The 22,209-nt window shown below is 62.2% G+C and carries 21 protein-coding genes and 1 pseudogene; 9 read left to right on the top strand and 13 right to left on the bottom strand.

The window, feature by feature from the left end:
- Positions 1-49: 49 nt before the first annotated feature.
- Positions 50-829: an SDR family oxidoreductase gene (locus tag AB7783_RS28120; RefSeq protein ID WP_441279431.1), complete on the top strand. Its 780-nt coding sequence runs from the start codon at positions 50-52 to the stop codon at positions 827-829.
- 16 nt (positions 830-845) lie between these two features.
- On the opposite strand, the gene AB7783_RS28115 is transcribed toward AB7783_RS28120, so the two are convergent.
- The 3 genes from AB7783_RS28115 to AB7783_RS28105 form a co-directional block, all read right to left on the bottom strand.
- Positions 846-1,757, bottom strand: coding sequence for a 4-(cytidine 5'-diphospho)-2-C-methyl-D-erythritol kinase (locus tag AB7783_RS28115; RefSeq protein ID WP_439062172.1), 912 nt, complete (start codon positions 1,755-1,757; stop codon positions 846-848).
- A gap of 4 nt (positions 1,758-1,761) precedes the next feature.
- The gene (locus AB7783_RS28110; protein ID WP_231078089.1) at positions 1,762-3,549 is read right to left on the bottom strand and encodes a tetratricopeptide repeat protein; all 1,788 of its coding nucleotides are present in this window, start codon (positions 3,547-3,549) and stop codon (positions 1,762-1,764) included.
- A 310-nt stretch (positions 3,550-3,859) separates the two neighbouring features.
- A complete protein-coding gene (locus tag AB7783_RS28105; RefSeq protein WP_441279430.1) occupies positions 3,860-5,518 on the bottom strand; it encodes an electron transfer flavoprotein-ubiquinone oxidoreductase in 1,659 nt (552 codons plus the stop codon).
- Between the two features lie 156 nt (positions 5,519-5,674).
- On the opposite strand from AB7783_RS28105, the gene AB7783_RS28100 reads away from it, so the two are divergent.
- Entirely contained in the window at positions 5,675-6,508 is an 834-nt protein-coding gene (locus AB7783_RS28100) for a uracil-DNA glycosylase (RefSeq protein WP_441279429.1), read from the top strand.
- Here the strand turns inward: AB7783_RS28100 and AB7783_RS28095 are convergent.
- The 4 genes from AB7783_RS28095 to AB7783_RS28080 form a co-directional block, all read right to left on the bottom strand.
- Complete coding sequence (locus AB7783_RS28095; RefSeq protein WP_441279428.1) at positions 6,505-8,013, bottom strand: glycosyltransferase family 39 protein; 1,509 nt, start codon at positions 8,011-8,013, stop codon at positions 6,505-6,507. The two genes, AB7783_RS28100 and AB7783_RS28095, sit on opposite strands and share 4 nt — an antisense overlap.
- 82 nt (positions 8,014-8,095) lie before the next feature.
- On the bottom strand, positions 8,096-8,830 hold the full coding sequence (locus AB7783_RS28090) for a ribonuclease HII (protein ID WP_441279427.1): 735 nt from the start codon (positions 8,828-8,830) through the stop codon (positions 8,096-8,098).
- A 75-nt stretch (positions 8,831-8,905) separates the two neighbouring features.
- Positions 8,906-9,358, bottom strand: a complete 453-nt coding sequence (locus AB7783_RS28085; protein ID WP_120289109.1) for a VOC family protein — start codon at positions 9,356-9,358, stop codon at positions 8,906-8,908.
- Between the two features lie 117 nt (positions 9,359-9,475).
- Complete coding sequence (locus AB7783_RS28080) at positions 9,476-10,639, bottom strand: PA0069 family radical SAM protein (RefSeq protein WP_441279426.1); 1,164 nt, start codon at positions 10,637-10,639, stop codon at positions 9,476-9,478.
- Positions 10,640-10,843: 204 nt separating this feature from the next.
- Here AB7783_RS28080 and AB7783_RS28075 point away from each other — a divergent pair, with 204 nt between their 5' ends.
- The gene (locus AB7783_RS28075; protein WP_089262399.1) at positions 10,844-11,413 is read left to right on the top strand and encodes a glycosyltransferase; all 570 of its coding nucleotides are present in this window, start codon (positions 10,844-10,846) and stop codon (positions 11,411-11,413) included.
- Positions 11,414-11,442: 29 nt separating this feature from the next.
- Positions 11,443-11,922, top strand: a pseudogene (locus AB7783_RS28070) (GNAT family N-acetyltransferase); the annotation flags it as partial.
- Here AB7783_RS28070 and moaB read toward each other — a convergent pair.
- Both moaB and ypfJ read right to left on the bottom strand, forming a co-directional pair.
- A complete protein-coding gene (gene moaB, locus AB7783_RS28065; RefSeq protein WP_441279425.1) occupies positions 11,919-12,479 on the bottom strand; it encodes a molybdenum cofactor biosynthesis protein B in 561 nt (186 codons plus the stop codon). The pseudogene AB7783_RS28070 and the gene moaB sit on opposite strands and share 4 nt — an antisense overlap.
- 5 nt (positions 12,480-12,484) lie before the next feature.
- Complete coding sequence (ypfJ, locus tag AB7783_RS28060; RefSeq protein WP_441279424.1) at positions 12,485-13,432, bottom strand: KPN_02809 family neutral zinc metallopeptidase; 948 nt, start codon at positions 13,430-13,432, stop codon at positions 12,485-12,487.
- A 240-nt stretch (positions 13,433-13,672) separates the two neighbouring features.
- Between ypfJ and AB7783_RS28055 the strand changes: the two genes are divergently transcribed.
- The gene (locus AB7783_RS28055; RefSeq protein ID WP_093759553.1) at positions 13,673-14,806 is read left to right on the top strand and encodes a site-specific DNA-methyltransferase; all 1,134 of its coding nucleotides are present in this window, start codon (positions 13,673-13,675) and stop codon (positions 14,804-14,806) included.
- 148 nt (positions 14,807-14,954) lie between these two features.
- Positions 14,955-15,641: a glutathione S-transferase family protein gene (locus AB7783_RS28050; RefSeq protein ID WP_441279423.1), complete on the top strand. Its 687-nt coding sequence runs from the start codon at positions 14,955-14,957 to the stop codon at positions 15,639-15,641.
- Between the two features lie 53 nt (positions 15,642-15,694).
- Here the strand turns inward: AB7783_RS28050 and AB7783_RS28045 are convergent, their stop codons facing one another.
- Positions 15,695-16,123, bottom strand: coding sequence for a nuclear transport factor 2 family protein (locus AB7783_RS28045; RefSeq protein WP_089262411.1), 429 nt, complete (start codon positions 16,121-16,123; stop codon positions 15,695-15,697).
- A gap of 91 nt (positions 16,124-16,214) precedes the next feature.
- On the opposite strand from AB7783_RS28045, the gene AB7783_RS28040 reads away from it, so the two are divergent.
- Together AB7783_RS28040 and AB7783_RS28035 are read left to right on the top strand one after the other, a co-directional pair.
- On the top strand, positions 16,215-17,138 hold the full coding sequence (locus tag AB7783_RS28040; RefSeq protein ID WP_441279422.1) for a LysR family transcriptional regulator: 924 nt from the start codon (positions 16,215-16,217) through the stop codon (positions 17,136-17,138).
- 156 nt (positions 17,139-17,294) lie between these two features.
- Positions 17,295-17,630 carry a hypothetical protein gene (locus AB7783_RS28035; RefSeq protein WP_089262415.1) on the top strand — a complete coding sequence of 112 codons (336 nt, stop codon included), beginning with the start codon at positions 17,295-17,297 and terminating at the stop codon, positions 17,628-17,630.
- 78 nt (positions 17,631-17,708) lie between these two features.
- Here AB7783_RS28035 and AB7783_RS28030 read toward each other — a convergent pair whose 3' ends face one another.
- A complete protein-coding gene (locus AB7783_RS28030; RefSeq protein WP_441279421.1) occupies positions 17,709-19,034 on the bottom strand; it encodes a methyl-accepting chemotaxis protein in 1,326 nt (441 codons plus the stop codon).
- A complete protein-coding gene (locus tag AB7783_RS28025) occupies positions 18,997-19,533 on the bottom strand; it encodes a PAS domain-containing protein (protein WP_441279420.1) in 537 nt (178 codons plus the stop codon). Before AB7783_RS28025 ends, AB7783_RS28030 begins: the two co-directional genes overlap by 38 nt.
- 206 nt (positions 19,534-19,739) lie before the next feature.
- Between AB7783_RS28025 and AB7783_RS28020 the strand changes: the two genes are divergently transcribed.
- Complete coding sequence (locus AB7783_RS28020) at positions 19,740-21,029, top strand: flavin-dependent oxidoreductase (protein ID WP_441279419.1); 1,290 nt, start codon at positions 19,740-19,742, stop codon at positions 21,027-21,029.
- A 46-nt stretch (positions 21,030-21,075) separates the two neighbouring features.
- On the opposite strand, the gene mutY is transcribed toward AB7783_RS28020, so the two are convergent.
- On the bottom strand, positions 21,076-22,188 hold the full coding sequence (mutY, locus tag AB7783_RS28015; RefSeq protein ID WP_441279418.1) for an A/G-specific adenine glycosylase: 1,113 nt from the start codon (positions 22,186-22,188) through the stop codon (positions 21,076-21,078).
- Positions 22,189-22,209: the final 21 nt, after the last annotated feature.

Here is a 22,209-nt window from a genome sequence, read left to right as displayed (position 1 = left end):
GGGCCTAACTCTGTCGCAGACAATCCCTTCTGCAATCCAGAGGCATTCCATGGATCTTCATTTGCGCGGCAAGCGCGTCCTGATCACGGGCGCATCCAAGGGTATCGGCGCGGCGGCCGCGGAAGCGTTTGCCGAAGAAGGCTGCGATCTCCGCCTCGCGGCCCGCAATGTGGAGCAGATGCAAGCGCTGGCGGACCGGCTGCGATCCAACCACCAGATCGACGTCGCCGTGCATGGCGTCGATCTGCGCAAGCCGGACGATCTGGCCGAGCTGGCGGTCGCAACTGGCGATATCGACATCCTCGTCAACAATGCCGGCGATATTCCCGGCGGATCGCTCGACAGGATCGACGAGCCGACCTGGCGCCATGCCTGGGACCTCAAAGTGTTCGGCTTCATCAATCTGACGCGCCTCGTCTATGCGCAGATGAAGGCGCGCGGTCATGGCGTGATCGTCAACGACATCGGCGCTGCCGGCGAGAAGTTCGACGCCAATTACATCTGCGGCAGCGCCGGCAATGCCGCGTTGATGGCGTTCACGCGGGCGCTGGGCGGCAAGAGCCTGAAGGACAATATCCGCGTCGTCGGCATCAACCCGGGCCCGGTGGAGACCGAGCGCCACATCACGCTGATGAAGACCCGCGCCAAGGCGCAGTTCGGGGACGAGAACCGTTTCCGGGAATTGCAGCAGGGCTTGCCGCTCGGCCGCGCTGCGAAACCGCGCGAGATCGCCGACATGATGACGTTTCTGGCGTCAGATCGCGCGGGCTATACGACCGGCGTGATCTACACGGTGGATGGCGGCTATAGCGCTGGATGGGGCAGTTAGCGCCACGGGTGGCGCGCTAGCTCAGCGCGCCGGCATGCACCCACCACAGCGGGTGGGCGAGTTGAATGGCACCGGCCGCGCGCTGCGCATCGGTGTCGTTGCCGAACAGCGCAAAACAGGTCGCGCCCGAACCCGACATGCGAGCCAGGCGAACGCCTTCGGCACCGCGTAAGGCCGACAGCACGGTGTCAATCGCGGGCTCGACCTTCAGCGCAGGCGCTTCGAGATCGTTGGTTCCGGCATTGAGCGCATCGATCCAGGCATCGAGTGAGCCGCCTTCATTCGGCCAGGTGGCCCGTTTCAACACGTCCTTGACCCCGACACGCAGCTCGCCATTCTTCAGACCGAGCTCCTTGAACACATCCTTGGTCGCTACCGGCACGCGCGGATTGACCATCACGCAGGGTAAACGCGGAATGCTGAGCGGCAGCAGGTTTTCGCCCACACCCGTCATCACGCAGGCGTGCGACGGCACGCAAACCGGCACATCGGCGCCGGTCAGGCGCGCCACTTCGAGCACGCGGGGATCGTCCATTTCGAGATTGTTGGCGCGCACCAGGAGGCGGAGCGCTGCGGCAGCATCCGCCGACCCGCCGCCAATGCCGGCGGCAACCGGCAAGTGCTTGTCGAGTGCAAAGCGCCCGAATGTAAGATCCTCAACCCGCTCGCCGAGCAAGCGCGCGGCCTTGATAACGAGATTATCGGCGGTGTCGCCACATTCCTGCGCGCGCGGACCGGTGGCCGTGAGCGACAGATCGCCGCCAGCTTCCAGCGTCAATCTGTCGGCGCAATCGGCAAAGGCCACGACGCTTTCGAGATCATGATAGCCGTCAACTCGACGGCCGATGACGCGCAGGGTCAGATTGACCTTGGCGCGCGCATCTTCTTCGAGAACCGGGCTCGTTGAACCGGTCGTGCCCCCAACCATGGAATTAGCCGCCTTTGCCGTCTTCTTTTTTCTTGTCGTTGGATGCGGCCGAAGACGAAGGTTCGTCCGACAGACCGTTTTCCATCTTGGCTTCGATCTTCGGAATCTCTTCGGCTTCAGGCTTCAGGTCCTTGGCGTGCTGCCACTGGAACTTGGCTTCCAGCTTGCGACCGACGCGCCAATAGGCATCGCCGAGATGGTCGTTGATGGTCGGATCTTCCGGCTTCAGGTCGATGGCGCGCTCGAGCTGTTTCACAGCGTCGTCGAAATTACCGATGCGGTAATAGGCCCAGCCGAGCGAGTCGACGATGTAGCCATCGTCCGGACGCTGGTCGACGGCGCGCTTGATCATCTTCATGGCGTCGTCGAGGTTGATGCCCTGATCGATCCAGGAATAGCCGAGATAGTTCAGCACGTGCGGCTGCTCGGGCTGCAATTCGAGAGCCTTGCGCATATCGACTTCAGCCTTGGCCCACTGCTTCGAACGCTCAAGGCAGATGCCGCGGAAGTAGAAATACACCCAGTTCGGCTTGTCCTGGTTGGCGGCGATGACATCGATGCCCTTGGTGTAGGTTTCGGAGCAGTCCGCAAACTTCTTGCGCCCGCGTTCGATATTGCCGAGCGCCATGATGGCTTCGAGATCCCGGGGATCGTCGGCGACAACACCCTTGAGAATCTTGATGCCTTCATCGCTGCGATCAGCCGCATCGAGATCGGTGGCCTGCTGGATCTGCGCATTGCGCTTCAGCGCCGAATTGGCGGGCACGCGCTCATAGACCTTGATGGCCATCTGCGGCTTCTTCACCGACTCATAGAGGTCGGCGAGCGACAGCAGCGCCAGCGAGTGGTCCGGCTTGAGATAAAGCGAGAGCTGCAGATAGACCAGCGCGAGGTCTTCACCGCCGCGGCGGGTCAGCGATGCGCCAATGCCATAAAGTGCTTCAGCAGCGCCGGCCTGCGGGCTGTCGACCAGCGGCGCCAGCTTCTTGCCGGCCTTGGTCTCGCGGATGCCTTCCAGCACTAGGGGATGACGGGCGAGCTTCTTGTTGAAAGTCTCGTAGATGCCGAGCGCTGCGGCATCGTCCTTGTTACGCGACGTCCAGCGGCCATAGGCATCGACCACGCGCAGCGCGGAATCGTCGAGCTTGTAGGCGCGCTCGAAACGGGCGCCCGCATCCTTCTGCTTGTTGGCAAGATCAAGGATCAGGCCAGCATGCAGATCCTTGAAGATCGGATACCATTCCGGACCGGCCAGCTTGTCGATATTGGCAATCGCTGTCTTGCTCTCACCGGCGCCGTAGCCGGCCCAGGCCGACAGCAGCGTCGCAACGAGGTCGGTGATCGGGCCGCGGACCGACTGGTTGATATTGGTCTGCGCGGCAGCGTATTTCTTCAGCTTGAGATCGCGCACACCCACAACGAGACGGGCGACGCGGTTCGACTTGTCGATGGTCAGGATGCGATCGGCGAGCTTGACGGCCTCTTCGATATCGCCGTCAGCGAGCGAGGAGATGAACGCGCGATCGAGCAGCTCGTTGTTCTTCGGATCGGTGCGCAGAGCAGAGCGGTAAAACGCCGCAGCCGAGGTGGCGTCGCGCTCGACGCTGGCGTGGCGGGCGGCTAGATAGCTGCCGGCGGTGGTGAGCGACTTCAGGTCACGGGAGGTGGGAAACTGGGCAGCCGAGCTATCGCCGGTATGATCCGGGGTTTGCGCCAGCAGCTGACCGGGCATCGCGAGAACGGCGACCGTGGCGGCAGCGAGCGTCAAACGATTGAAACGGATGGACAACATAGGGTTCGCCTAGCTCCAGGATTTACGGGCAGGATATCGAGCAAAATGCGAGCAAGACTGCAAGACAGGCTCGGATGCGCAGCCGACCCGGCAATAGTGCGCATGCCAACAATGCCGCGTTTGGCGGTCAATCGCAAGGATTGGAGGCGCGATCGCACCAGTGGCACCTTGAAGCCTGTCAGCAATTGGGCCGCCGGATTGCGCCACTGCCCCTGAGAACGCTCGCACTGTGGCGTTATCGTGACATCCGGCCGGTGTAGCGGCCCGCCTACGGGCGCCGCCGCTCACACAATCGTAATCAGCGAACCGGTTACATCGCCTCGTAGTTCGGGCCGCCGCCACCTTCCGGCGGAACCCAGGTGATGTTCCCGTTGGGATCCTTCACGTCGCAGGTTTTGCAGTGGACGCAATTCTGCGCATTGATCTGGAATCGCGCACCGCTCGACTCTTCCACCCACTCATAGACGCCTGCCGGGCAATAGCGATTCGATGGACCGGCAAAGACGTCGTGCTCCGATGACTTTTGCAGCGCCATGTCGGCAACCTTGAGATGGATCGGCTGGTCTTCTTCGTGATTGGTATTCGACAGAAACACCGAAGACAGACGATCGAAGGTGATTTTGCCGTCCGGCTTCGGATAGACGATCGGCTGATACTGCTTGGCGGGCTTGAGCGCCTTGCGGTCAGGCTTCTCATGCTTCTGAGTGCCGAACAGCGAGAAGCCGAGCGTGTTGCACCACATGTCGAAGCCACCGAGCGCGTTGCCGAGGAGGGTCCCGAACTTGGACCACAGCGGCTTGGCGTTGCGGACCGGATAGAGATCCTTGCCGATCGAGGACGACCGCCAGCCGGCCTCGTATTCCATCAACTCGTCATTGGCGCGACCTGCAGCCAGCGCAGCGGAGACGTGCTCGGCAGCCTGCATGCCTGATGCCATGGCGTTGTGAACGCCCTTGATGCGCGGCACGTTGACAAAGCCTGCGGCGCAGCCGATCAGCGCCCCGCCTGGGAAGACCAGCTTCGGCACAGACTGATAGCCGCCCTCGGTGATCGCACGGGAACCGTAGGCTAGGCGCTTGCCGCCTTCGAAGGTGTCGCGGATCAGCGGATGGGTCTTGAAGCGCTGGAATTCCTCGAACGGATAGAGATAGGGATTTTCGTAGTTCAGGTGCAGCACGAAGCCGACCGCGACGAGGTTATCATCGTAGTGATACAGGAACGTGCCACCGCCCACGTCATTGTCGAGCGGCCAGCCGAACGAGTGCTTTACCGTGCCCTTTTTGTGCTTGGCCGGATCGATCTGCCAGACTTCCTTGATGCCGATGCCGAACTTGCCGGGCTCGCAATCCTTGTCGAGGGCGAATTTGGCGATGATCTGCTTGGTCAGCGAGCCACGTGCGCCTTCAGCGAACAGCGTGTATTTGCCGAGCAGTTCCATGCCGCGGGTGAAGGAGTCCTTCGGCTTGCCGTCGCGGCCGATGCCCATGTCGCCGGTGGCGATGCCGCGCACGGCGCCATTGTCGTCATACAGCGTCTCCGCAGCCGCAAAGCCGGGATAGATTTCGACGCCGAGAGCTTCCGCCTTCGCACCCAGCCAGCGGCACACCATGCCGAGCGAGGTGATGTAGCAGTGATGATTGTTCATCAACGGCGGCATCAGGAAGTTCGGCAGCTTGAAACCGCCGGTCTTGGTCATGAAATAGAACTGGTCGTCCTTGACCTGGGTCTTGAGCGGGCAGTCTGCATCTTCGCGCCAATCCGGGATCAGCTTGTTGAGATTGACGGGATCGATTACCGCGCCGGACAGGATGTGCGCACCGACCTCGGAACCCTTTTCCACCACGACGATGGACAGGTCCGCATTGAGCTGTTTCAGCCGGATCGCGGCCGACAGACCGGAGGGCCCGGCACCGACGATGACTACGTCGAATTCCATGGACTCGCGCGGCGGAAGTTCTTCAGTGCTCATAATCTCGTCTCAGACCCGTTTCCAACCCGTTCAGAACGCTTCTAAGGGCTGTTGTTTCCGATTTTTGACGGAAGAACAACCACCTAAATGCACAGGGGGCGTTTCGCTGGGCGGCGATCCGGCCTAGATTGCTGGCATGCCTGTGACCCCCCTCTCATGACGCCTGAACCCCACCCCAGCGTTGCGCAACTGCTCGCCTTTTATCTGGAGGCTGGGGTCGATTGCGCATTGATGGATGAGCCGGTGAACCGGCTGTCGGACGACCTCCCGCCGCCTGCCCGGGAGCTGTCCGACAGCGCGCCGAAGCGACCACCGCTCAATGGCATGCCGCCGCCCCCAGCACGCCCACCCGCCCGTGTCGAGGTCGCCCCAGACATTGCCATCGCTGCCGCCCGGGACGCCGCACGCACCGCGCCCTCGCTTGAGGTGCTGCGTGGCATGCTGGATACATTCGACGGCTGCGCCCTGAAATCGACTGCGACCCAACTGGTGTTTGCCGATGGCAATCCGCAGGCGCGGATCATGTTCGTCGGCGAGGCACCCGGCCGCGACGAGGACATCGAAGGCCTGCCCTTTGTCGGCCGCTCCGGCAAATTGCTCGACCTGATGATGAGCGCGATCGGGCTGAAGCGCACCGACGTCTATATCGCCAATGTGATTCCGTGGCGGCCGCCGGGCAACCGCACGCCGACGCCGCAGGAGACACAGATCTGCCTGCCGTTCATCCAGCGCCAGATCGAGCTGGTGAATCCGGACATTCTCGTCACGCTCGGCAACCCATCGACGCAGACGCTGCTGCAGACCCGCGACGGCATCATGAAGTCCAGGGGACGCTGGGTCGACTACGACACCGGGACGCGCAAGATCAAAGCACTGGCGACGTTCCACCCCGCCTATCTGCTACGCTCGCCATCCTACAAGCGGATGACCTGGATGGATCTGCGCGCGATCGCAAAGGCGCTGGAAGCACCGTCGGGCAGGACGAGCTAGGGCGCCTTCGGTCGCACGATCGCCCAGCCGATCCGCAGCAAGGGTTGCCGGCCATTCACCAGACGCTCGAAGGCGCGGGGGACTTCCGGCACGAGGTTGGGGAAGCGCTGCGTAATGTCTGCTGGCGGTGTACCAACTGTATCCGCTGCGCGCCACACCACGACGCCGCCGGTCTCGGCGAACTTCGCTGGCGTGATCCATGGCGTGCGCGAAGGCGCCGCATCGTTCAGCAGATGCGGCCGTGACGCGCTCATGCCGATCAATGCTGCGAGTTGCGCATCGCCGGCCACCGCCGGCAATGGCTTATTGGTCCGGCGCTCGAAGCTCTCGCCGAAGAAACGCCCGATCTCGCGTGCAGGCAGCGCCGTCACATCTTCGGGGCCGTCGACCCAAGGCAGAATCACAAGACTGGCGAAGGCTGCGAGGGCCGGAGCGATGATGGCGAAGGCCCAGACCTTGCGCAGCACGCGCTGGCGCCGCAGCGCGATCAGATCGCCCGACACCACGACGACGGCCAGACCCGACATGACCAGAGCAATGCCGGCGCCGCCGACAACACGATCGAGGCCGTAAAGCGCGGCGAACAGGCTGCCGAGCAATCCCGGCGCGAGTGCAAAGAAAAACACATAGCCCCGCGCCAGCGGATCGACCGGCGGGCGGAAGATAATCGGAGCTTCCTCGGTTTTTGGAACGATGCGGCCCCAGTTCATCACCGTCAGCACGATCACGCCGGTAATTGACGCAAGCAGCCAGGCCATCATCACGCCCCACTGCCGCGCCTGGCCGGCGATATCGGTCAGTTGCGGCGGTACCGGCACAATCGACGCACCGGCCCGGATCACCCACATGGCCCATGGCAATGTCAGCACCGCGATGACCAGCAAGGCATAAAGCGGGTCGAACGACGTCAGGTTACTGCGGCCACGCGAGGTCGCGAGACCGAAGACGAGCGGCAGCGGCAACAACCACATGGCCTGAGGCGTGGTCAGCAGCAGCAGTCCGGCCTCGATCGACAGTGCGAACCAGGCATTGCGACGCCCCTGCCCGATCGCCAGCCAGGCATGCAGCAGGAACATCGCCCAGAGCGGACGCGCCAGGATCAGCGGGCCGAATTCGATGCCGGGCGTGCTAAAGGCCGTAACCGTCATGGTGAGCAGCACGGCGATGACAGCCTGCGGGCCGCCGACGATGGCACTGCCCAGCTGATAGACCGCGCGGAAGGTGAGGACGGCGCAGATCTGCGCCAGCAGATAGACACCGAAAACATGATTGCCGGCGGCCCGAAAGGCGATGTCCGCCAGCCAGAACGCCAGCGGCGGTCCCATATGGGTACCGACTTGATATTCCCGGCCATAGGCCAACACGGTGGCGAGATCGCCCGGCGGCCCGCGATACAGCAGCAGGGGGACGACGAGCCAGATCGCGGCCTGACACAGCACGACGATCCAGAACACCAGCCGTGGCCGGGCGCGGATCAGTTCGACGATCAGGGAGGTGAAACGCATTGAACGTCTGAACCGGCCAGCAGGGAATGAAGCGTGCTCAGGTGATACGGCGCAGAGCCGGGAGAGGCAACCGCCTGAGCGCTCAGGCGGATATCTCGATATCGATGGTGGTGTGGACTTCGATCAGACCCGCCGCACGGATGCCAGTCTGATGACGCGCACGCGCCGCAGCAACCGGCGCGAACAGGCTGCGATGATGAATGCTGGGCCCTAATTCATTCAGCGCGGCCATATGCTGCGGCACGCCATAGCCCTTATGGACCTCGAAACCGTAGCCCGGGCAATCCTCGGCCAGCCGGCACATCAGCCGGTCGCGCGACACCTTGGCGATGATCGAGGCTGCTGCGATGGAGAGCACCAACGCGTCGCCGCCAATGACGGCCTCGCAATCGGCCGTCGTATCGATCTTGTCGCGGCCGTCGACAAACACATGTTTCGGCGCGTCCGGGAGCGACGCGACCGCACGCGCCAGCGCCCAGAGCGACGCCCGCAGAATATTGTCGCGGTCGATCCGGGTGGGTGATGCGTAGGCGACGGCAAAGGACGACGTAGCGCAGATTTCCTCGAACAGCGCCTCGCGCTTGCTCTCTGTCAGCTTCTTGGAATCGTCGAGGCCTTTTGGAATGTTGCTCGGGTCCAACACAACCGCGGCGGCAACCACCGGTCCTGCCAGCGGACCACGCCCGGCCTCGTCGCAACCAGCCACCGGCCAGATGCCTCTCTCCAGCAGCGCGAATTCGCGCGTAAAGCATGGCGCGACAACGATCTTGCTCTTGCGCGACTTGGCGGGGGGCTTCTTTTTCGCATCTCGAATCATCCGGCGATCCTGCTGAAGCAGGCCAACACGCGCAACCGGGAACTCGGGATCGTGCCCGCTATTCAGATTGCCGCTTTAATCGTCCAGATGCACCCGCCGGTCGTCACCGACCTCGATCCCCGGTGCCGTCACCACGTCCCAAGCGTGCCCGTCCGGGTCCGCAAAGTAGCCGGAATAGCCACCGTAATCGGTCTTTCGCGCTGGCTTCAAAAGCGATCCACCACAATCGACAGCGAAAGCGAGGACCGCATCGACCTCGCCTTCGGAGCGGCAATTCCACGCCAGCGTGCTGCCGCGAAACGCCTGCGGCCTTGGATGGTCAGGCAATGTCGCGTCCTGCGCCAGTTGATCCCATGGAAACAGCGCGAGGACGCTGGCGCCGGTGTCAAAAAAGGCGATGGCCTCGCCAGAGGCACGGGCCTTTCGCGTAAAGCCCAGCGCTTCGTAGAACGCAATGCTCCTGCGCATATCCGCCACGCCCAGCGTGATTACCGTCATGCGCGCGATCGGCGCCGGTGGTTTCGTCATCGTCATGCGTGTCACTCCTGTACTCACTCTATAGATCGAAAAGAGGGACGTTGGCAGGCTCTGGTTTCCTGCCAACGTCCCCTCTCCACCACTCCGTACGCTGCGAGACCTGCGGAGTTAGAACAGATTCAGTTGCTGACCGGCACCGGCCGGCTTCTCGAAATGATCGAGGGTGAGTTTCGAACGACGCTTGTTGAGGCCAAGCTTCGTGCAGGCGATCTCGAAGCGGCGACCGATCATCCAGGCCATGGGTCCGGTGCCCTTCATGCGCGTGCCCCATTGCGAGTCGTAATCGCGGCCACCGCGCATTTCGCGGATCAGCGTGAAAACATGCCGATAGCGATCCGGATAATTCGCGATCAGCCACTCGCGAAACAGATCGCGTACTTCCATCGGCAGCCGCAACAAAACGTAACTGGCTTCCTTGACGCCGGCATGCGCGGCGGCATCGAGAATCCGTTCGATCTCGCTGTCATTCAGCGCAGGGATCACGGGCGCCACCATCACCGTGGTCGGAATGCCGGCCTCGGATAGCTGCCGCAAAGCTTCCAGCCGCTTCGACGGCGTCGACGCGCGCGGCTCCATGGTGCGCGCGAGCTTCGGATCGAGCGACGTCACCGACAACGCCACTTTGACCAGATTGCGCTTCGCCATCCGCGCCAGGATATCGATATCGCGCGTCACCAAAGCCGACTTGGTGACGATGCCGACGGGATGACCGGTCTTCTCCAGCACTTCGAGAATGCCGCGCATCACCTGACGCTCGCGCTCGATCGGCTGATACGGATCGGTATTGGTACCGATCGCGATCATCTTCGGCTCGTACTCGGCGGCGGCCAGCTCCTTCTCAAGCAGCGCCGGCGCATCGGGCTTCACGAACAGTTTGGATTCGAAATCGAGCCCGGGCGAGAGACCGAGATAGGCGTGGGTCGGCCGCGCGAAACAATAGATGCAGCCATGCTCGCAGCCGCGATAGGGATTGATCGAACGGTCGAAGCCGATATCCGGCGATTCATTGCGCGTGATGACCTTGCGCGCGGTGTCCGTCGCAACAGTCGTCTTGAACGGCGGCAATTCATCGAGGCTCTGCCAGCCGTCATCAAAGGCGACCCGGGCCTCGGCCTCGTAGCGCCCGCTGTCGTTGGACTGGGCACCGCGGCCGCGTCGCCGCTGCTGGTCGATCGCCACCGCGATCTCGGGAAAAGGGGAAAGCGCACCCGCCGGCTTATCGGAGGGCGCCGGGACCGGCGGGTGCTTGAGGGCAGCGATCTGGCGACTCATGAAGCCACGATAGCGCACAAACGGAACAAATCAAGAACATAAATAGGGTGGCACACGGCCGGGGCACTGTGCATTCTCCCGCCGCCTTGCAGGGGCGGCCGAAAGTCGAACCGCCCCGAAATTGCAGCAGCCGCCGGTGCCGCATAGACTATGACGAAACGATAACGCGGCCACCCCGTTGTTGAGAGGTATTATCCGACACCCATGCTGAGCGTGATCATCCCCACCGAAGGCGTCGAACAGCCCGCTGTTGCCACACTGGCAGCGCTGGTGCCGGGCGCTGCTGCCGGTGTGATCCGCGAAGTGCTGCTGGTCGATCGCGCTGGCACCGATGTCATCGAACGTGTCGCCGATGTCGCGGGCTGCGGCTTCCTGACCTCGCAGGGATCGCGCGCCGCGGCGATGGCCGCCGGCGCCAAGCAGGCGCGCTCGCCCTGGCTAATGTTTCTCCATGCCGGCGCCGTGCTCGATGCCGGCTGGATCGAGGAGACCCAGCAATTCATCCAGCGCGTCTCGACCAGCAACCGCCCCCGCGCGGGCATTTTCCGCTATGCGCGCTCGCCCTATGACGAGACCAATTTTCGCGATGGCCTGAAGCACCTGGTCCGGATGATCACGGGACCCAAGGCCGATCAGGGCCTGCTGATCGCCCGCGAACACTATGATCGTCTCGGCGGCTACGCGCCCGATGCCCGGCGCTCGGAAGCGCGGTTGCTGCGCCAGCTCGGCCGCTCCTCACGCACATTGCTGCGCAGCCGGATCATCGTCGCCTGATCATGGCCGCCCAAGCCCCCGATGCCGTTCAGCCTGCAGTGCTACGCGATCTCCAGCCTGGCGATATCGACTGGGTCATCCGCAGTCACGGCGAGCTCTATGCGGCCGAATACGGGTTCGATGCATCCTTTAAGGCGCTGGTAGCCGACATCGCTGCAGAATTCGTCGCATCATGCGATGCCACGCGCGAACGCTGCTGGATCGCCGAGATGGATGGCGCACCCGTCGGCTCGCTGTTTCTCGTGAAAGAATCCAACGACGTCGCCAAATTTCGGCTCTTGCTGATCGATCCCAAGGCGCGCGGACAAAAGCTCGGCCAGCGCATGGTGACGGAATCCATCGCCTTTGCGCGGCAATGCGGTTATCGCAGGATCACGCTGTGGACCCAGAGCAATCTCGGCGCAGCGCGAAAAATCTATCAGGATGCCGGCTTCGCGCTGGTCGCCACCGAGCCGCATCGCAGTTTCGGTCAGGATTTGATCGGCGAGACCTGGGAGCTCGTGCTCTAGACCGACGCGCCCTTCGCTTTCGGACGTCGCAGATGCTCATCGAGCCGCGGCATGATCTCCACGAAATTGCAGGGCTTTGTGCGGTAATCCAGTTGCGCGGCAAGGATGCCGTCCCAGCCATCGCGGCAGGCGCCGGGCGAACCCGGCAGGCAGAAGATAAATGTCGCGCCGGCGGTGCCAGCAGTCGCGCGGCTCTGGATCGTCGAGGTACCGATCTTGGCGTGGCTCAGCATGTGAAACGCAATCGAGAAACCATCCATCCGCTTCTCGAACAGAGGCTCGATGGCTTCCGGCGTGACATCGCGGCCGGTGAACCCCGTGCCGCCGGTCGTCATGATCGCGTCGACACCAGGATCGGCGATCCATGCACGCACGATCGTCCGGATCGCCTCGACATCGTCCGTGACGATCTCTCGCTTCGCCAGCATGTGACCGGCCGATGTCAGCCGATCCGCCAGCGTCGCGCCGGACTTGTCGTCGTCAAGCGAGCGCGTATCGGAGATCGTCAGTACCGCGATGTTGAGCGGCACGAAGGCCTTGGTCGCATCAGGCTCCATCGTCGTTACAGTCTATCCGTCGCGAATGTATTGCAGGCCTGCACGGTGCCTTGCTGATAGCCGGTCATGAACCAGCGCTTGCGCTGTTCGGCAGAACCGTGCGTGAACGAGTCCGGCACGACGCGGCCCTGTGCCTGACGTTGCAACGTATCGTCGCCGATGGCGGACGCGGTCTGCAGCGCAGCATCGATGTCACCGGCTTCGAGGAAACCGGGGCGCTTCTTCGATTCGCGATTGACCCAGACGCCCGACAGACAATCGGCCTGCAACTCGACGCGGACCTGCAGCAGATTGGCCTCAGCCTTGCTGCCGGCCTGCTGCTGCAGCCGTGTCACGCGCGGAATGATCCCGAGCAGGTTCTGAATGTGATGGCCGGCTTCATGCGCAATGATATATGCCGCGGTAAATTTGCAGGCATTGCCCGAGCAACCGCGGAATTTGGTTTCGACCTGACGGAAGAAGCCGGTGTCGAGATAGATCTTCTTGTCGGGCGGACAGTAGAACGGCCCCATCGCCGACTGCGCATTGCCGCAGCGCCCGCCATTGGTGGCATTACGAAAAAGCACGATCTGCGGCCCGATATATTTCTGCCCGCTCTCCTTGAAGATTTCGTCCCAGCGATCGTCGATCTCGCCGAGCACGCCAGAGATCATGCTGCCCATCTCGTCAGTGGGTGCGCCTGATTTCGTCGGCGTCGAGCGACGGTCGGTCTGATAGGTCGGCGCCTGCTGGCCGCCGGTGAGAATTTCTGCACCGCCGATAAGAATGCGCGGATCGATGCCGAATGCCCAGCCAACGAGGCCAAGCACAATCACCGTGCCGATGCCGAGACCACCGCCACCGCCACCGCCAGGAATTCCGAAACCACCGCCACCTCCGCCGCCGTATCCCCCGCCGCTATCGTCACGACGGTCGTCGATATTGTCGCTGCGACGGAAGTCATCGTAACGCATGAGGTAATTCCTTCATTTCAAGTCGCAGCATTTTAGACCGGTTTGACGCGATCCGAACACCATAACGCAATTGCAGCGTAAAATTTCCATTCCATTAAGCATTAACCTGCCCGGCAAAACTTGCCTAGTTCGAACTCGTTACCAATTAAGTCGATTTTTACTTTGCCCGGTCAATGTCTGCCCGTCGGTTGTTTAGTCCCGCGTCGCCGACAGCGTCGCCTGAGTCAGAGTAATTGAGTCATGGTTGTTTCGCGTCGCGGGGCGTCTGCAAGGGCGCCCCGCTCTCACTTCGAAACCTCTCCGAGCAGCAGCATCGTCATTGGTGATTGCGTCGCAGAGATGTCAAAACTCCCGGCAGGGTCGGTCGATCTGGTGTTCGCAGATCCGCCGTACAATCTGCAGCTGAAGGGCGACCTCAAGCGCCCCGATGAATCCCATGTCGATGCGGTGAATAATGACTGGGACAAGTTCTCGTCATTCGCCGCATATGACGACTTCACGCGCGCGTGGCTCCTGGCCGCACGCCGTATCATGAAGCCGTCGGCGACCTTGTGGGTCATTGGCTCCTACCACAACATTTTCCGCGTCGGCGCGATCATGCAGGACCTCGGCTTCTGGGTCCTGAACGATATCGTGTGGCGCAAATCCAACCCGATGCCGAATTTCCGCGGCCGTCGTTTCACCAATGCGCATGAGACCATGATCTGGGCTGCGCGCGATGAAAACGCCAAGGGCTATACGTTCAATTACGAAGCTCTCAAGGCCGCCAATGAAGACGTGCAGGCGCGTTCCGACTGGCTGATCCCGCTCTGCACCGGTGACGAACGCCTGAAGGGCTCGGACGGCAAGAAGGTTCATCCGACTCAGAAGCCGGAAGGTCTGCTGGCCCGCGTGCTGCTGTCCTCGTCGAAACCCGGCGATCTCGTCATCGATCCGTTCAACGGCACCGGTACCACCGGCGCCGTCGCCAAGCGCCTCGGCCGCAATTACATCGGCTTCGAACGCGATCGCGACTACGCCGCCGCCGCCGAAGCACGCATCGCCGCGATCGAACCCCTGCCCGAGGCAACACTTGCACCGTTTATGACCGCCCGCAGCGCGCCCCGCGTGGCATTCTCCGAACTGGTTGAGCGGGGCATGATCTCGCCCGGTACCAAGCTGGTCGATCTCAAGAAGCGTCATGGCGCATTGGTGCGCGCCGACGGCGCCATCATGTTCGGCGACAAGGTCGGCTCGATCCATCGCATGGGCGCGATGGCCCAGGGCTCGGCCTCCTGCAACGGTTGGACGTTCTGGCACGTCGAGACCAAGAAGGGCCTGCGCCTGATCGACGAACTCCGCGCTGAAATCCGCAGCGAGATGGGCGCGGTCTAAAGTCCCCGCCCATGCCACCGGCCGGACGCATGCGCCCGACCTTCGTCAAAACATCGCTTGCACTCCCCCTGAATTCCAAGCACGAGACAACGGTCCGCATCAGCGGCCCGCCTCGTGCTTTGACCTACAAAATCCAGGGAGATTTGAGATGCTGAAGTTTTACTTCAACGGGTCGCCAAACCCGACCAAGGTTGCGCTGTTTCTGGAAGAAGCCGGCCTGGCCTATGAGCCGATCGCCATCGACACCCGCACAGGCGCGCAGTTCCATCAGGACTTCCTGAAGGTCAATCCGAACGGCAAGGTGCCGGCGATCGACGACGATGGCGTCAAGGTGTTCGACAGCAACGCCATCCTGCTCTACCTCGCCGAGAAGACCGGCAAATTCCTGCCCGCCAACACCCCGGCCAATCGCGGCGAGATGCTGTCCTGGCTGATGTTCGTCGCCACCGGCGTCGGTCCGTTTTTCGGCCAGGCCGTGCACTTCAAGCATTTCGCGCCGGAGAAGATCGACTACGCGCATAACCGCTATCAGTTCGAGGCAAAACGCCATCTCGGCGTGCTCAATGAACGCCTGGCCGGACGGCAATATATGGTCGGCGACAGCTACACGATCGTCGACATGGATGTCTGGGGCTGGGTGCGGATGACCAACTTCATTCTCGGCGACGAGGGCTTTGCCCAATTCCCCAACGTAAAGCGCCTGCATGACGAGATCTCGGCACGCCCGGCCGCAGCGAAGGCTGTCGCCCTGAAGGACACATTCAAGTTCAAGGCCGAGATGGACGACGAAGCCCGCGCCGCCATGTTCAAACATCTCGCCACCAGCGCAGCCTGATCACGAGCCATCGAACGAATGCCGGGCGCAGCACTGCGCCCGGCATCTTTGTGTCAGGCAGGAACGCGCGCCATCTCCTCCGGGAAAGGACCCAACACCCGCTCCACAAGCGCAGTGTCGCAATATTCCTTGATCATGGTGATCTTGCCGTTCTCGACACGCCACACCATGCAATAATCGTTGTCGTAACGATCGCCGGTCTTGGTGACATTGTCGCCCTTGGCCTCGACCACCACCAGATTGCCTTCCGCAATGAAATTGGACGCGACCGTGCGCGGCCGGATGTCAAATAGCGACCGGAAATGCCCCATGAGGCCGTTGAGGATCGCATCCTTCCCCTTGAAGGTGCGCCCCCAGGAATACTGACCGACCACGATCCAGCATGCATCATCGGCGAGATGATCGGCGAAGGTCGTGCCGCTGCGGTTGGCTGAATCGCTATAGACCTGCTGAATAAGCTTCTTGTTGTCTGCCGTGCTCATTGTTCTGCTCCATCGCTTGAACCATGACGCAGTATGGGTTGGACAATCCCCATTCTTCCAATCGATAGTCTGTATGATATATATTCGACCTATGAATTTAGCCGCGCTCGATCTCAATCTGCTGGTCGCGCTCGATGCATTGCTGCGCGAGAGCAATGTCGGCCGCGCCGCGATGCGGATTGGCCTGTCGCAGCCGGCGACCAGTCATGCATTGCGCCGGCTGCGCGACATTCTCGGCGATCCGCTGCTGGTGCGTGTCGGCGCCCGCATGGAGCTGACGCCGCGCGCACAGGCTCTGCGCGGTCCACTTGCCCAGACACTGGAGCAAGTCCGCGGACTGTTCATCCCGGATGTCTTCGATGCCCGCCAAAGCGACCGGCACTTTCGGCTGATGATGCCGGATCTGGCTGTCGAACTGCTGATGCCACCATTGATGAAGAAGCTCGACAGCGTCGCGCCGGGCGTCCAGATCAACGTCGTGCCATGGCGCGGCCCGGCGATCATGACGGCGGAATTCGCCCGCAGCCTCGACATGGTGATCAGCATCGGCAATGCTTTCAACGGCTTCCATCGCCAGTTGCTCTATGTCGATTCCGATGCCCTCGCCGTCCGCAGGGGTCATCCGGCGGCATCGCGCCTGAAAACGACCGACGGGTTTCTCAAAGCCCGTCATATCGCCGTGGTGCTCCGCGGCCAGAGCGAAGATCTGATCGACGACTGGCTGCGCAGCAAGAAACTGGAGCGGCAGATCGCCCTCGTCGTGCCGAGCTATATCGAGGCGCTGCACGTTGTGGCGCGCACCGATCTCGTGGCCTTTGTGCCGCGACGCCTGATCGCCGCATTGGCTCAGCCGCTATCGCTCACAATCATTGCCCCACCGCTCGATCCCGGCATCGACGAACAATTCATGTTCACGCCGACACGCGCGCAATTCGATTCCGGATCGATCTGGCTCCGCAAGATCATGCTTGAGACCGGCCGCGAACTCGACCCGCCGAAGCGCCGCACGGCCTGACGCAGCGCGCCTCGGTCAATTTTGCCGGCAAAGCTTGCCGGCAGGCAACGCCTGATAGCAACTACAAATACCTAACCGCTTATGATTTCTGAATATTTCTGATGGCCTGATTTTTGCGTAGTGGGTCGCAAATATCTCACAGCAAGAGAAATTCAGATGTCGAACTCCATTATCTCCAGCATGCAGTCCTTCAAGCTTCCGACCAGACTGCAGCCATCCGACAAGGCCGAGAGCGGCCTCGGCAATGCAACAGCGATAGCAAAATCGCCGGAAGAGAAATTCCTCGACTACGCGAAAAAGACGCCAGCAGAAAAAATGCGCGATGCGCTGCTGTCGAGCATCGGCGTAACGGAAGAAGAATTGAACAACATGTCGCCGGAGCAACGCCGGGAGGTCGAGCAGAAGATTGCCGACAAGATCAAGGAAGCCGTGAACAAGAAGACCGAGAATGGCGGCAGCGCCAGTGGTTTCTTTACGGATATCAGCGCCTAGCAGTCGCGCGCTTCACCGCCAAAGAAATTGGCGCCGCAGCGGCGCCAATTCCGGATCAATCGAAATAAGCGGACGCGATCAGCGCGCGGCGGCCTGGCGTACCAGATTTTGCCGGGCCTCGCCGAGATAGCCGCGGATTTCCTTGGTCAGCAATCCCGACTGCGACGACAGATCGCCCGATGCCACCATGGTCGATGTGGCGAGTTGTTCGGTGTCCTTGGCCGTCGTTGCCAGCGACTGGATGTTGGTCGAGATCTCACGCACGACAGCGAAGGCCTCGTCGATATTGCGCGCGATATCGGCCGTTGCCGCCGACTGCGCTTCGGAGGCGCTCGCGACCTTGCCGGTGATCTCGTTCACTTCCGCGATCACGGTGCCGATCTCGGTGATCGACGAGGAGACCTTGTCGGTCGCCGACTGAACCTGGCCGATTTCCTTTTCGATCTCGGCGGTGAAGTTGGCGGTCTGGGTCGCCAGCGCCTTCACTTCATGCGCCACCACGGCGAAACCGCGACCGGCATCGCCTGCGCGGGCCGCTTCGATCGTTGCGTTCAGCGCCAGCAGATTGGTCTGGCTGGCGATCACGTTGATCGAGGTCACGACTTCACTGATGCGCACGGCGACAGCGCGAAGCACGTCGACATTGCTGGCTGCATCGGCGACACGTTCGACCGCGCGGCCGGCAATCGCCGCCGAGCGATTGACGTCGGCGCCCACTTCGCTGGCGCTGGACGACAGCCGCGCTGTGGCCGAAGCCACTGACTGCATGTTGGCGGACGCCTGTTCGGATGCCGCCGCCACCGATGTGACGCGGGTCAATGTCGAGGATGCGCCCGTCCGCAGATTGCCTGCGGTGCTGCTCATCTCGACCGCGCCGCTGTCGAGTGCGGATACGATGCCACCCACTGTAGATTCGAGCTGGCTGGTCTGGCGCTCGAAATTCCTGATGCGGTCGGCAATATTGTCGGTCGCCGCATTCATCGCTTTCGCACCGTGCAGCAGGCCGCCATGCAATCCGCCCGGCAGAATGCGCCGGTAATATTTGTTGTCGTTGAGCGCCGCCATCGCCGCGGTGGATTCACGCACGAAGGCGTCACAGCCATCGATCATGTCATTGACGCTATGCAGCAACTCGCCGGTCACGCCGCGCACCGGGATGCCAAGGATACGGGCCTCGAAATCACCCTGCGCGATGCGCTGACAGGCGATACGTGCCTTCTCGATCAGCCGCGCCGTCTTGCCCATCAGGACAAGCGCGGCAACAGCCGCCGCGATCGCAACAGCCTGGCAGACCATGGCTGCAACCGGGAGACCGAAGAACTGAAGCACCAGAGCAAGCGCAGAGCCGGCAATGACGACGAGCGTGCTAAGCTGCGCTCTTGAGAGAAAACATAAGTTCGTCATAGCTGACTTTCTGGGATGCAACGAAATCGGTAAGGGCCTTGTAGCCGGCGGCGAGGGATTCCTTGCCGTTCACGTGTCGCTTCTCGATTGCCAGCACATCGGCATATACAGGCGCGATCGTCTTCTTGATGAGATCCGGCGGCGGGACACGGCGGTTGGAATGATAGCCGGCGATCTTGCCATCGAGGCCATAGGACGGCGTGACATGGGCGAAGACCCAGTAGTGATCGCCATTGCTCGCCATGTTTTTCACAAAGGCGAAAATCTCGCGGCGTTCCTCGACCGTGTCCCAGAGCAGCTTGAAGACACTGCGCGGCATATCGGGATGACGGATCAGGTTGTGCGGCTGGCCGAGCAACTCGGCTTCGGTATAACCGGCCATCTTGCAGAACAGACGGTTCACATAGGTCATGCGCCCCTTGAGATCCGTCTTTGATACGATGAGCTCCGACGCCGGAAAGAAAGTCTCGCGGCCGCTCGGCTTAATCTGGTTGGACATCATTGACCTGTCGGTGACCGATTCACCCAAAAAGTAGTGCCACCGGTATTAGGGAACGCGGCTGAATTTTGCGTTAAGGTTCCGTCCACCATGAATTCGCTGCCGGCGGACGATCCGGACGCGTTTTTCCGTCGCGATCGTCCCAGTTGCCGCGATCGCCTTTCCCGTGCCATGACCTCGATCAAATCGAGGGGGAGGCAACAAAAATGACCGTTCTCATTGCAGGCGGCGGAATTGGCGGACTGACGCTTGCGCTCAGCCTGCATCAGATCGGCGTGCCATGCCGCGTGTTCGAAAGCGTGCCGGCGCTCAGGCCGCTCGGCGTCGGCATCAATGTGCTGCCGCATGCGGTGCGCGAGCTGATCGAGCTCGGCCTGCACGACCAGCTCGACGCATCGGGCGTGCGCACCCGCGAACTCGCCTTCTTCTCCAAACACGGCAAGCCGATCTGGAGCGAACCGCGCGGCATCGAGGCCGGCTACAAATGGCCGCAGTTCTCGATCCACCGCGGCAGGCTGCAGCAGATCCTGCTCGACACCGCCATCGAACGCCTCGGCGCCGAGAACATCCTCACCAGCCATCATTTGACCGGCTGGACGGAAACGCCGGAGGGCATTCGCGCCGACTTCATCGACAAGGCCACCGGCAAATCCGCCGGCAGCTATGACGGCACGCTGTTGATCGCCGCCGATGGCATCCATTCGGCCATCCGGCAGAAGCTCTATCCGCAGGAAGGCGCGCCGCTCTGGAACGGCCGCATTCTGTGGCGCGGTATCACCAAGGGCGATGCGTTCCTGACTGGCCGCACCATGATCATGGCCGGCCACGAGATCCTGAAATTCGTCTGCTACCCGATCTCGCAGGAGCCGGATGCCAACGGAAAGTACGACATCAACTGGGTGGCCGAACGGCACATGCCGCCGACCTATGAGTGGCGCCGTGAGGATTACAACCGCGCGGCACGGCTCGACGAGTTTCTGCCGTGGTTCAAGGACTGGAGATTCGACTGGCTCGACGTGCCAGGCCTGATTAGCAACTGCCCGCACGCCTATGAATATCCGCTGGTCGATCGCGATCCAGTCGACCGCTGGACCTTCGGCCGCGTCACGCTGATGGGCGACGCTGCGCATCCGATGTATCCGATCGGCTCCAACGGCGCATCGCAGGCCATCCTCGATGCGCGCGTACTGACGCGGGAGATTCTTGCGCTTGGTGAAGTGCCGGCCGCGCTCAAAGCCTATGAGGCCGAACGACGTCCCGCAACCACCGACCTCGTGATGCTGAACCGTCGCAACGGACCGGAACAGGTGATGCAGATCGTCGAGGAGCGTGCGCCTGAGGGCTTCAACGTCGTCACCGACGTGCTGTCGCAGCAGGAACTCGAAGACATCGCCGCCAACTACAAGCGCGTCGCCGGTTTTCAGGTTGAAGGGCTCAACGCGAAGCCGCCGATCGTGACGCTGCCGCAATCGTCGCAACTTTCCAGCGCGGGCTGATACAGTTCGCGCTACTGTCGCGGATTCAAGCGTCTGGATTCAAACTTCAATCCAGCCCGTGCGCGATGACCTTGCGCATGACGTTCGGCAAGGCTTCGTCATCCAATGTTGCGATCGGGACCCAGCGCATGCCCTCCGGGGGGCGGGTGCGGGGCGGCACATGCGCCGTATAGACGGCGAGCTCCAGCGGGAAGTGTGTGAAGATATGGGTGACCGCGCCGGTTTTGCGATGCCATGCCGTGAGATTTTTTAAGGTCGGCGCCTGTTTCAGGGCATCCTTGTCATCGTGACCGGCCAGCCACTCCGATGACGGCACTTCGGTCATGTTTCCGAGCAAGCCCTTTTCCGGACGGGTACGCACCAGCAGTTCGTTGCCCCGCGTGACCACGAACGCCGCGCCGCGCCGCAGCGTGCCGGCCTTCTTCGGCGCCTTTCGCGGAAACGTCTCCTGATCGCCGCGGGTCTTGGCCGCGCAATCGTCGTTGATCGGGCACAGCGCGCAGGCCGGCTTCTTGGGCGTGCAGATGGTGGAGCCGAGATCCATCAGAGCCTGGGCACTGTCGCCCGCCCGCGAGGGACCGAGCAGCGTCGCGGCCAGCGCCACGATCACGGGCTTGGATTTCGGCAGCGGTTCTTCCACCGCATAGAGCCGCGATGTCACGCGCTCGATATTGCCATCCACTGGCATGCATTGGCGGCCGAAGGCAATCGCGGCAATGGCCGACGCCGTATAGGGCCCGATGCCCGGCAACGCGCGCAGGCCGTCCTCGGTATCCGGGAAGGCCCCGCCGTAGTCGCGCAGCACGGTGACGGCGCAGGCATGCAGATTGCGCGCGCGGGAGTAATAGCCAAGCCCGGCCCACATCCGCAGCACATCGTCCTGCGAGGCGCTGCCGAGATCGCTCACGGTGGGCCAGCGCGCCAGGAACTTGGCGAAATACGGCCCGACCGCCTGAACCGTGGTCTGCTGCAGCATGATTTCCGACAGCCAGACCCGGTAGGGATCGATGCCCTCGCCGGGCAATGGCCGCCACGGCAATCTGCGGCGATGCTTGTCATACCAGGCGAGCAATTGGGCCGGACGCTTTGCGGCGGCGCTTTCCCCGCTATCCTGCGTAGGAGGTTTCTTTCGTCTGGCGGCGGCGGCTGATAGACTCATGCCGACATGTATCCAAAAGCC

The organism is Tardiphaga sp. 172_B4_N1_3, assembly GCF_052076035.1.
Classification (GTDB): Bacteria; Pseudomonadota; Alphaproteobacteria; order Rhizobiales; family Xanthobacteraceae; genus Tardiphaga; species Tardiphaga robiniae.
Note: the sequence above shows the minus strand (reverse complement) of the source record. Positions and strands in the feature narration are given on the sequence as shown.

Excerpts from the sequence above, each read along its gene's own strand:
- AB7783_RS28120 (WP_441279431.1), top strand. The coding sequence starts at position 50 with ATGGATCTTCATTTGCGCGGCAAGCGCGTCCTGATCACGGGCGCATCC.
- AB7783_RS28115 (WP_439062172.1), bottom strand. The coding sequence starts at position 1,757 with ATGGTTGGGGGCACGACCGGTTCAACGAGCCCGGTTCTCGAAGAAGAT.
- AB7783_RS28110 (WP_231078089.1), bottom strand. The coding sequence starts at position 3,549 with ATGTTGTCCATCCGTTTCAATCGTTTGACGCTCGCTGCCGCCACGGTC.
- AB7783_RS28105 (WP_441279430.1), bottom strand. The coding sequence starts at position 5,518 with ATGAGCACTGAAGAACTTCCGCCGCGCGAGTCCATGGAATTCGACGTA.
- AB7783_RS28100 (WP_441279429.1), top strand. The coding sequence starts at position 5,675 with ATGACGCCTGAACCCCACCCCAGCGTTGCGCAACTGCTCGCCTTTTAT.
- AB7783_RS28095 (WP_441279428.1), bottom strand. The coding sequence starts at position 8,013 with ATGCGTTTCACCTCCCTGATCGTCGAACTGATCCGCGCCCGGCCACGG.
- AB7783_RS28090 (WP_441279427.1), bottom strand. The coding sequence starts at position 8,830 with ATGATTCGAGATGCGAAAAAGAAGCCCCCCGCCAAGTCGCGCAAGAGC.
- AB7783_RS28085 (WP_120289109.1), bottom strand. The coding sequence starts at position 9,358 with ATGACGAAACCACCGGCGCCGATCGCGCGCATGACGGTAATCACGCTG.
- AB7783_RS28080 (WP_441279426.1), bottom strand. The coding sequence starts at position 10,639 with ATGAGTCGCCAGATCGCTGCCCTCAAGCACCCGCCGGTCCCGGCGCCC.
- AB7783_RS28075 (WP_089262399.1), top strand. The coding sequence starts at position 10,844 with ATGCTGAGCGTGATCATCCCCACCGAAGGCGTCGAACAGCCCGCTGTT.
- moaB (WP_441279425.1), bottom strand. The coding sequence starts at position 12,479 with ATGGAGCCTGATGCGACCAAGGCCTTCGTGCCGCTCAACATCGCGGTA.
- ypfJ (WP_441279424.1), bottom strand. The coding sequence starts at position 13,432 with ATGCGTTACGATGACTTCCGTCGCAGCGACAATATCGACGACCGTCGT.
- AB7783_RS28055 (WP_093759553.1), top strand. The coding sequence starts at position 13,673 with ATGGTTGTTTCGCGTCGCGGGGCGTCTGCAAGGGCGCCCCGCTCTCAC.
- AB7783_RS28050 (WP_441279423.1), top strand. The coding sequence starts at position 14,955 with ATGCTGAAGTTTTACTTCAACGGGTCGCCAAACCCGACCAAGGTTGCG.
- AB7783_RS28045 (WP_089262411.1), bottom strand. The coding sequence starts at position 16,123 with ATGAGCACGGCAGACAACAAGAAGCTTATTCAGCAGGTCTATAGCGAT.
- AB7783_RS28040 (WP_441279422.1), top strand. The coding sequence starts at position 16,215 with ATGAATTTAGCCGCGCTCGATCTCAATCTGCTGGTCGCGCTCGATGCA.
- AB7783_RS28035 (WP_089262415.1), top strand. The coding sequence starts at position 17,295 with ATGTCGAACTCCATTATCTCCAGCATGCAGTCCTTCAAGCTTCCGACC.
- AB7783_RS28030 (WP_441279421.1), bottom strand. The coding sequence starts at position 19,034 with ATGACGAACTTATGTTTTCTCTCAAGAGCGCAGCTTAGCACGCTCGTC.
- AB7783_RS28025 (WP_441279420.1), bottom strand. The coding sequence starts at position 19,533 with ATGTCCAACCAGATTAAGCCGAGCGGCCGCGAGACTTTCTTTCCGGCG.
- AB7783_RS28020 (WP_441279419.1), top strand. The coding sequence starts at position 19,740 with ATGACCGTTCTCATTGCAGGCGGCGGAATTGGCGGACTGACGCTTGCG.
- mutY (WP_441279418.1), bottom strand. The coding sequence starts at position 22,188 with ATGAGTCTATCAGCCGCCGCCGCCAGACGAAAGAAACCTCCTACGCAG.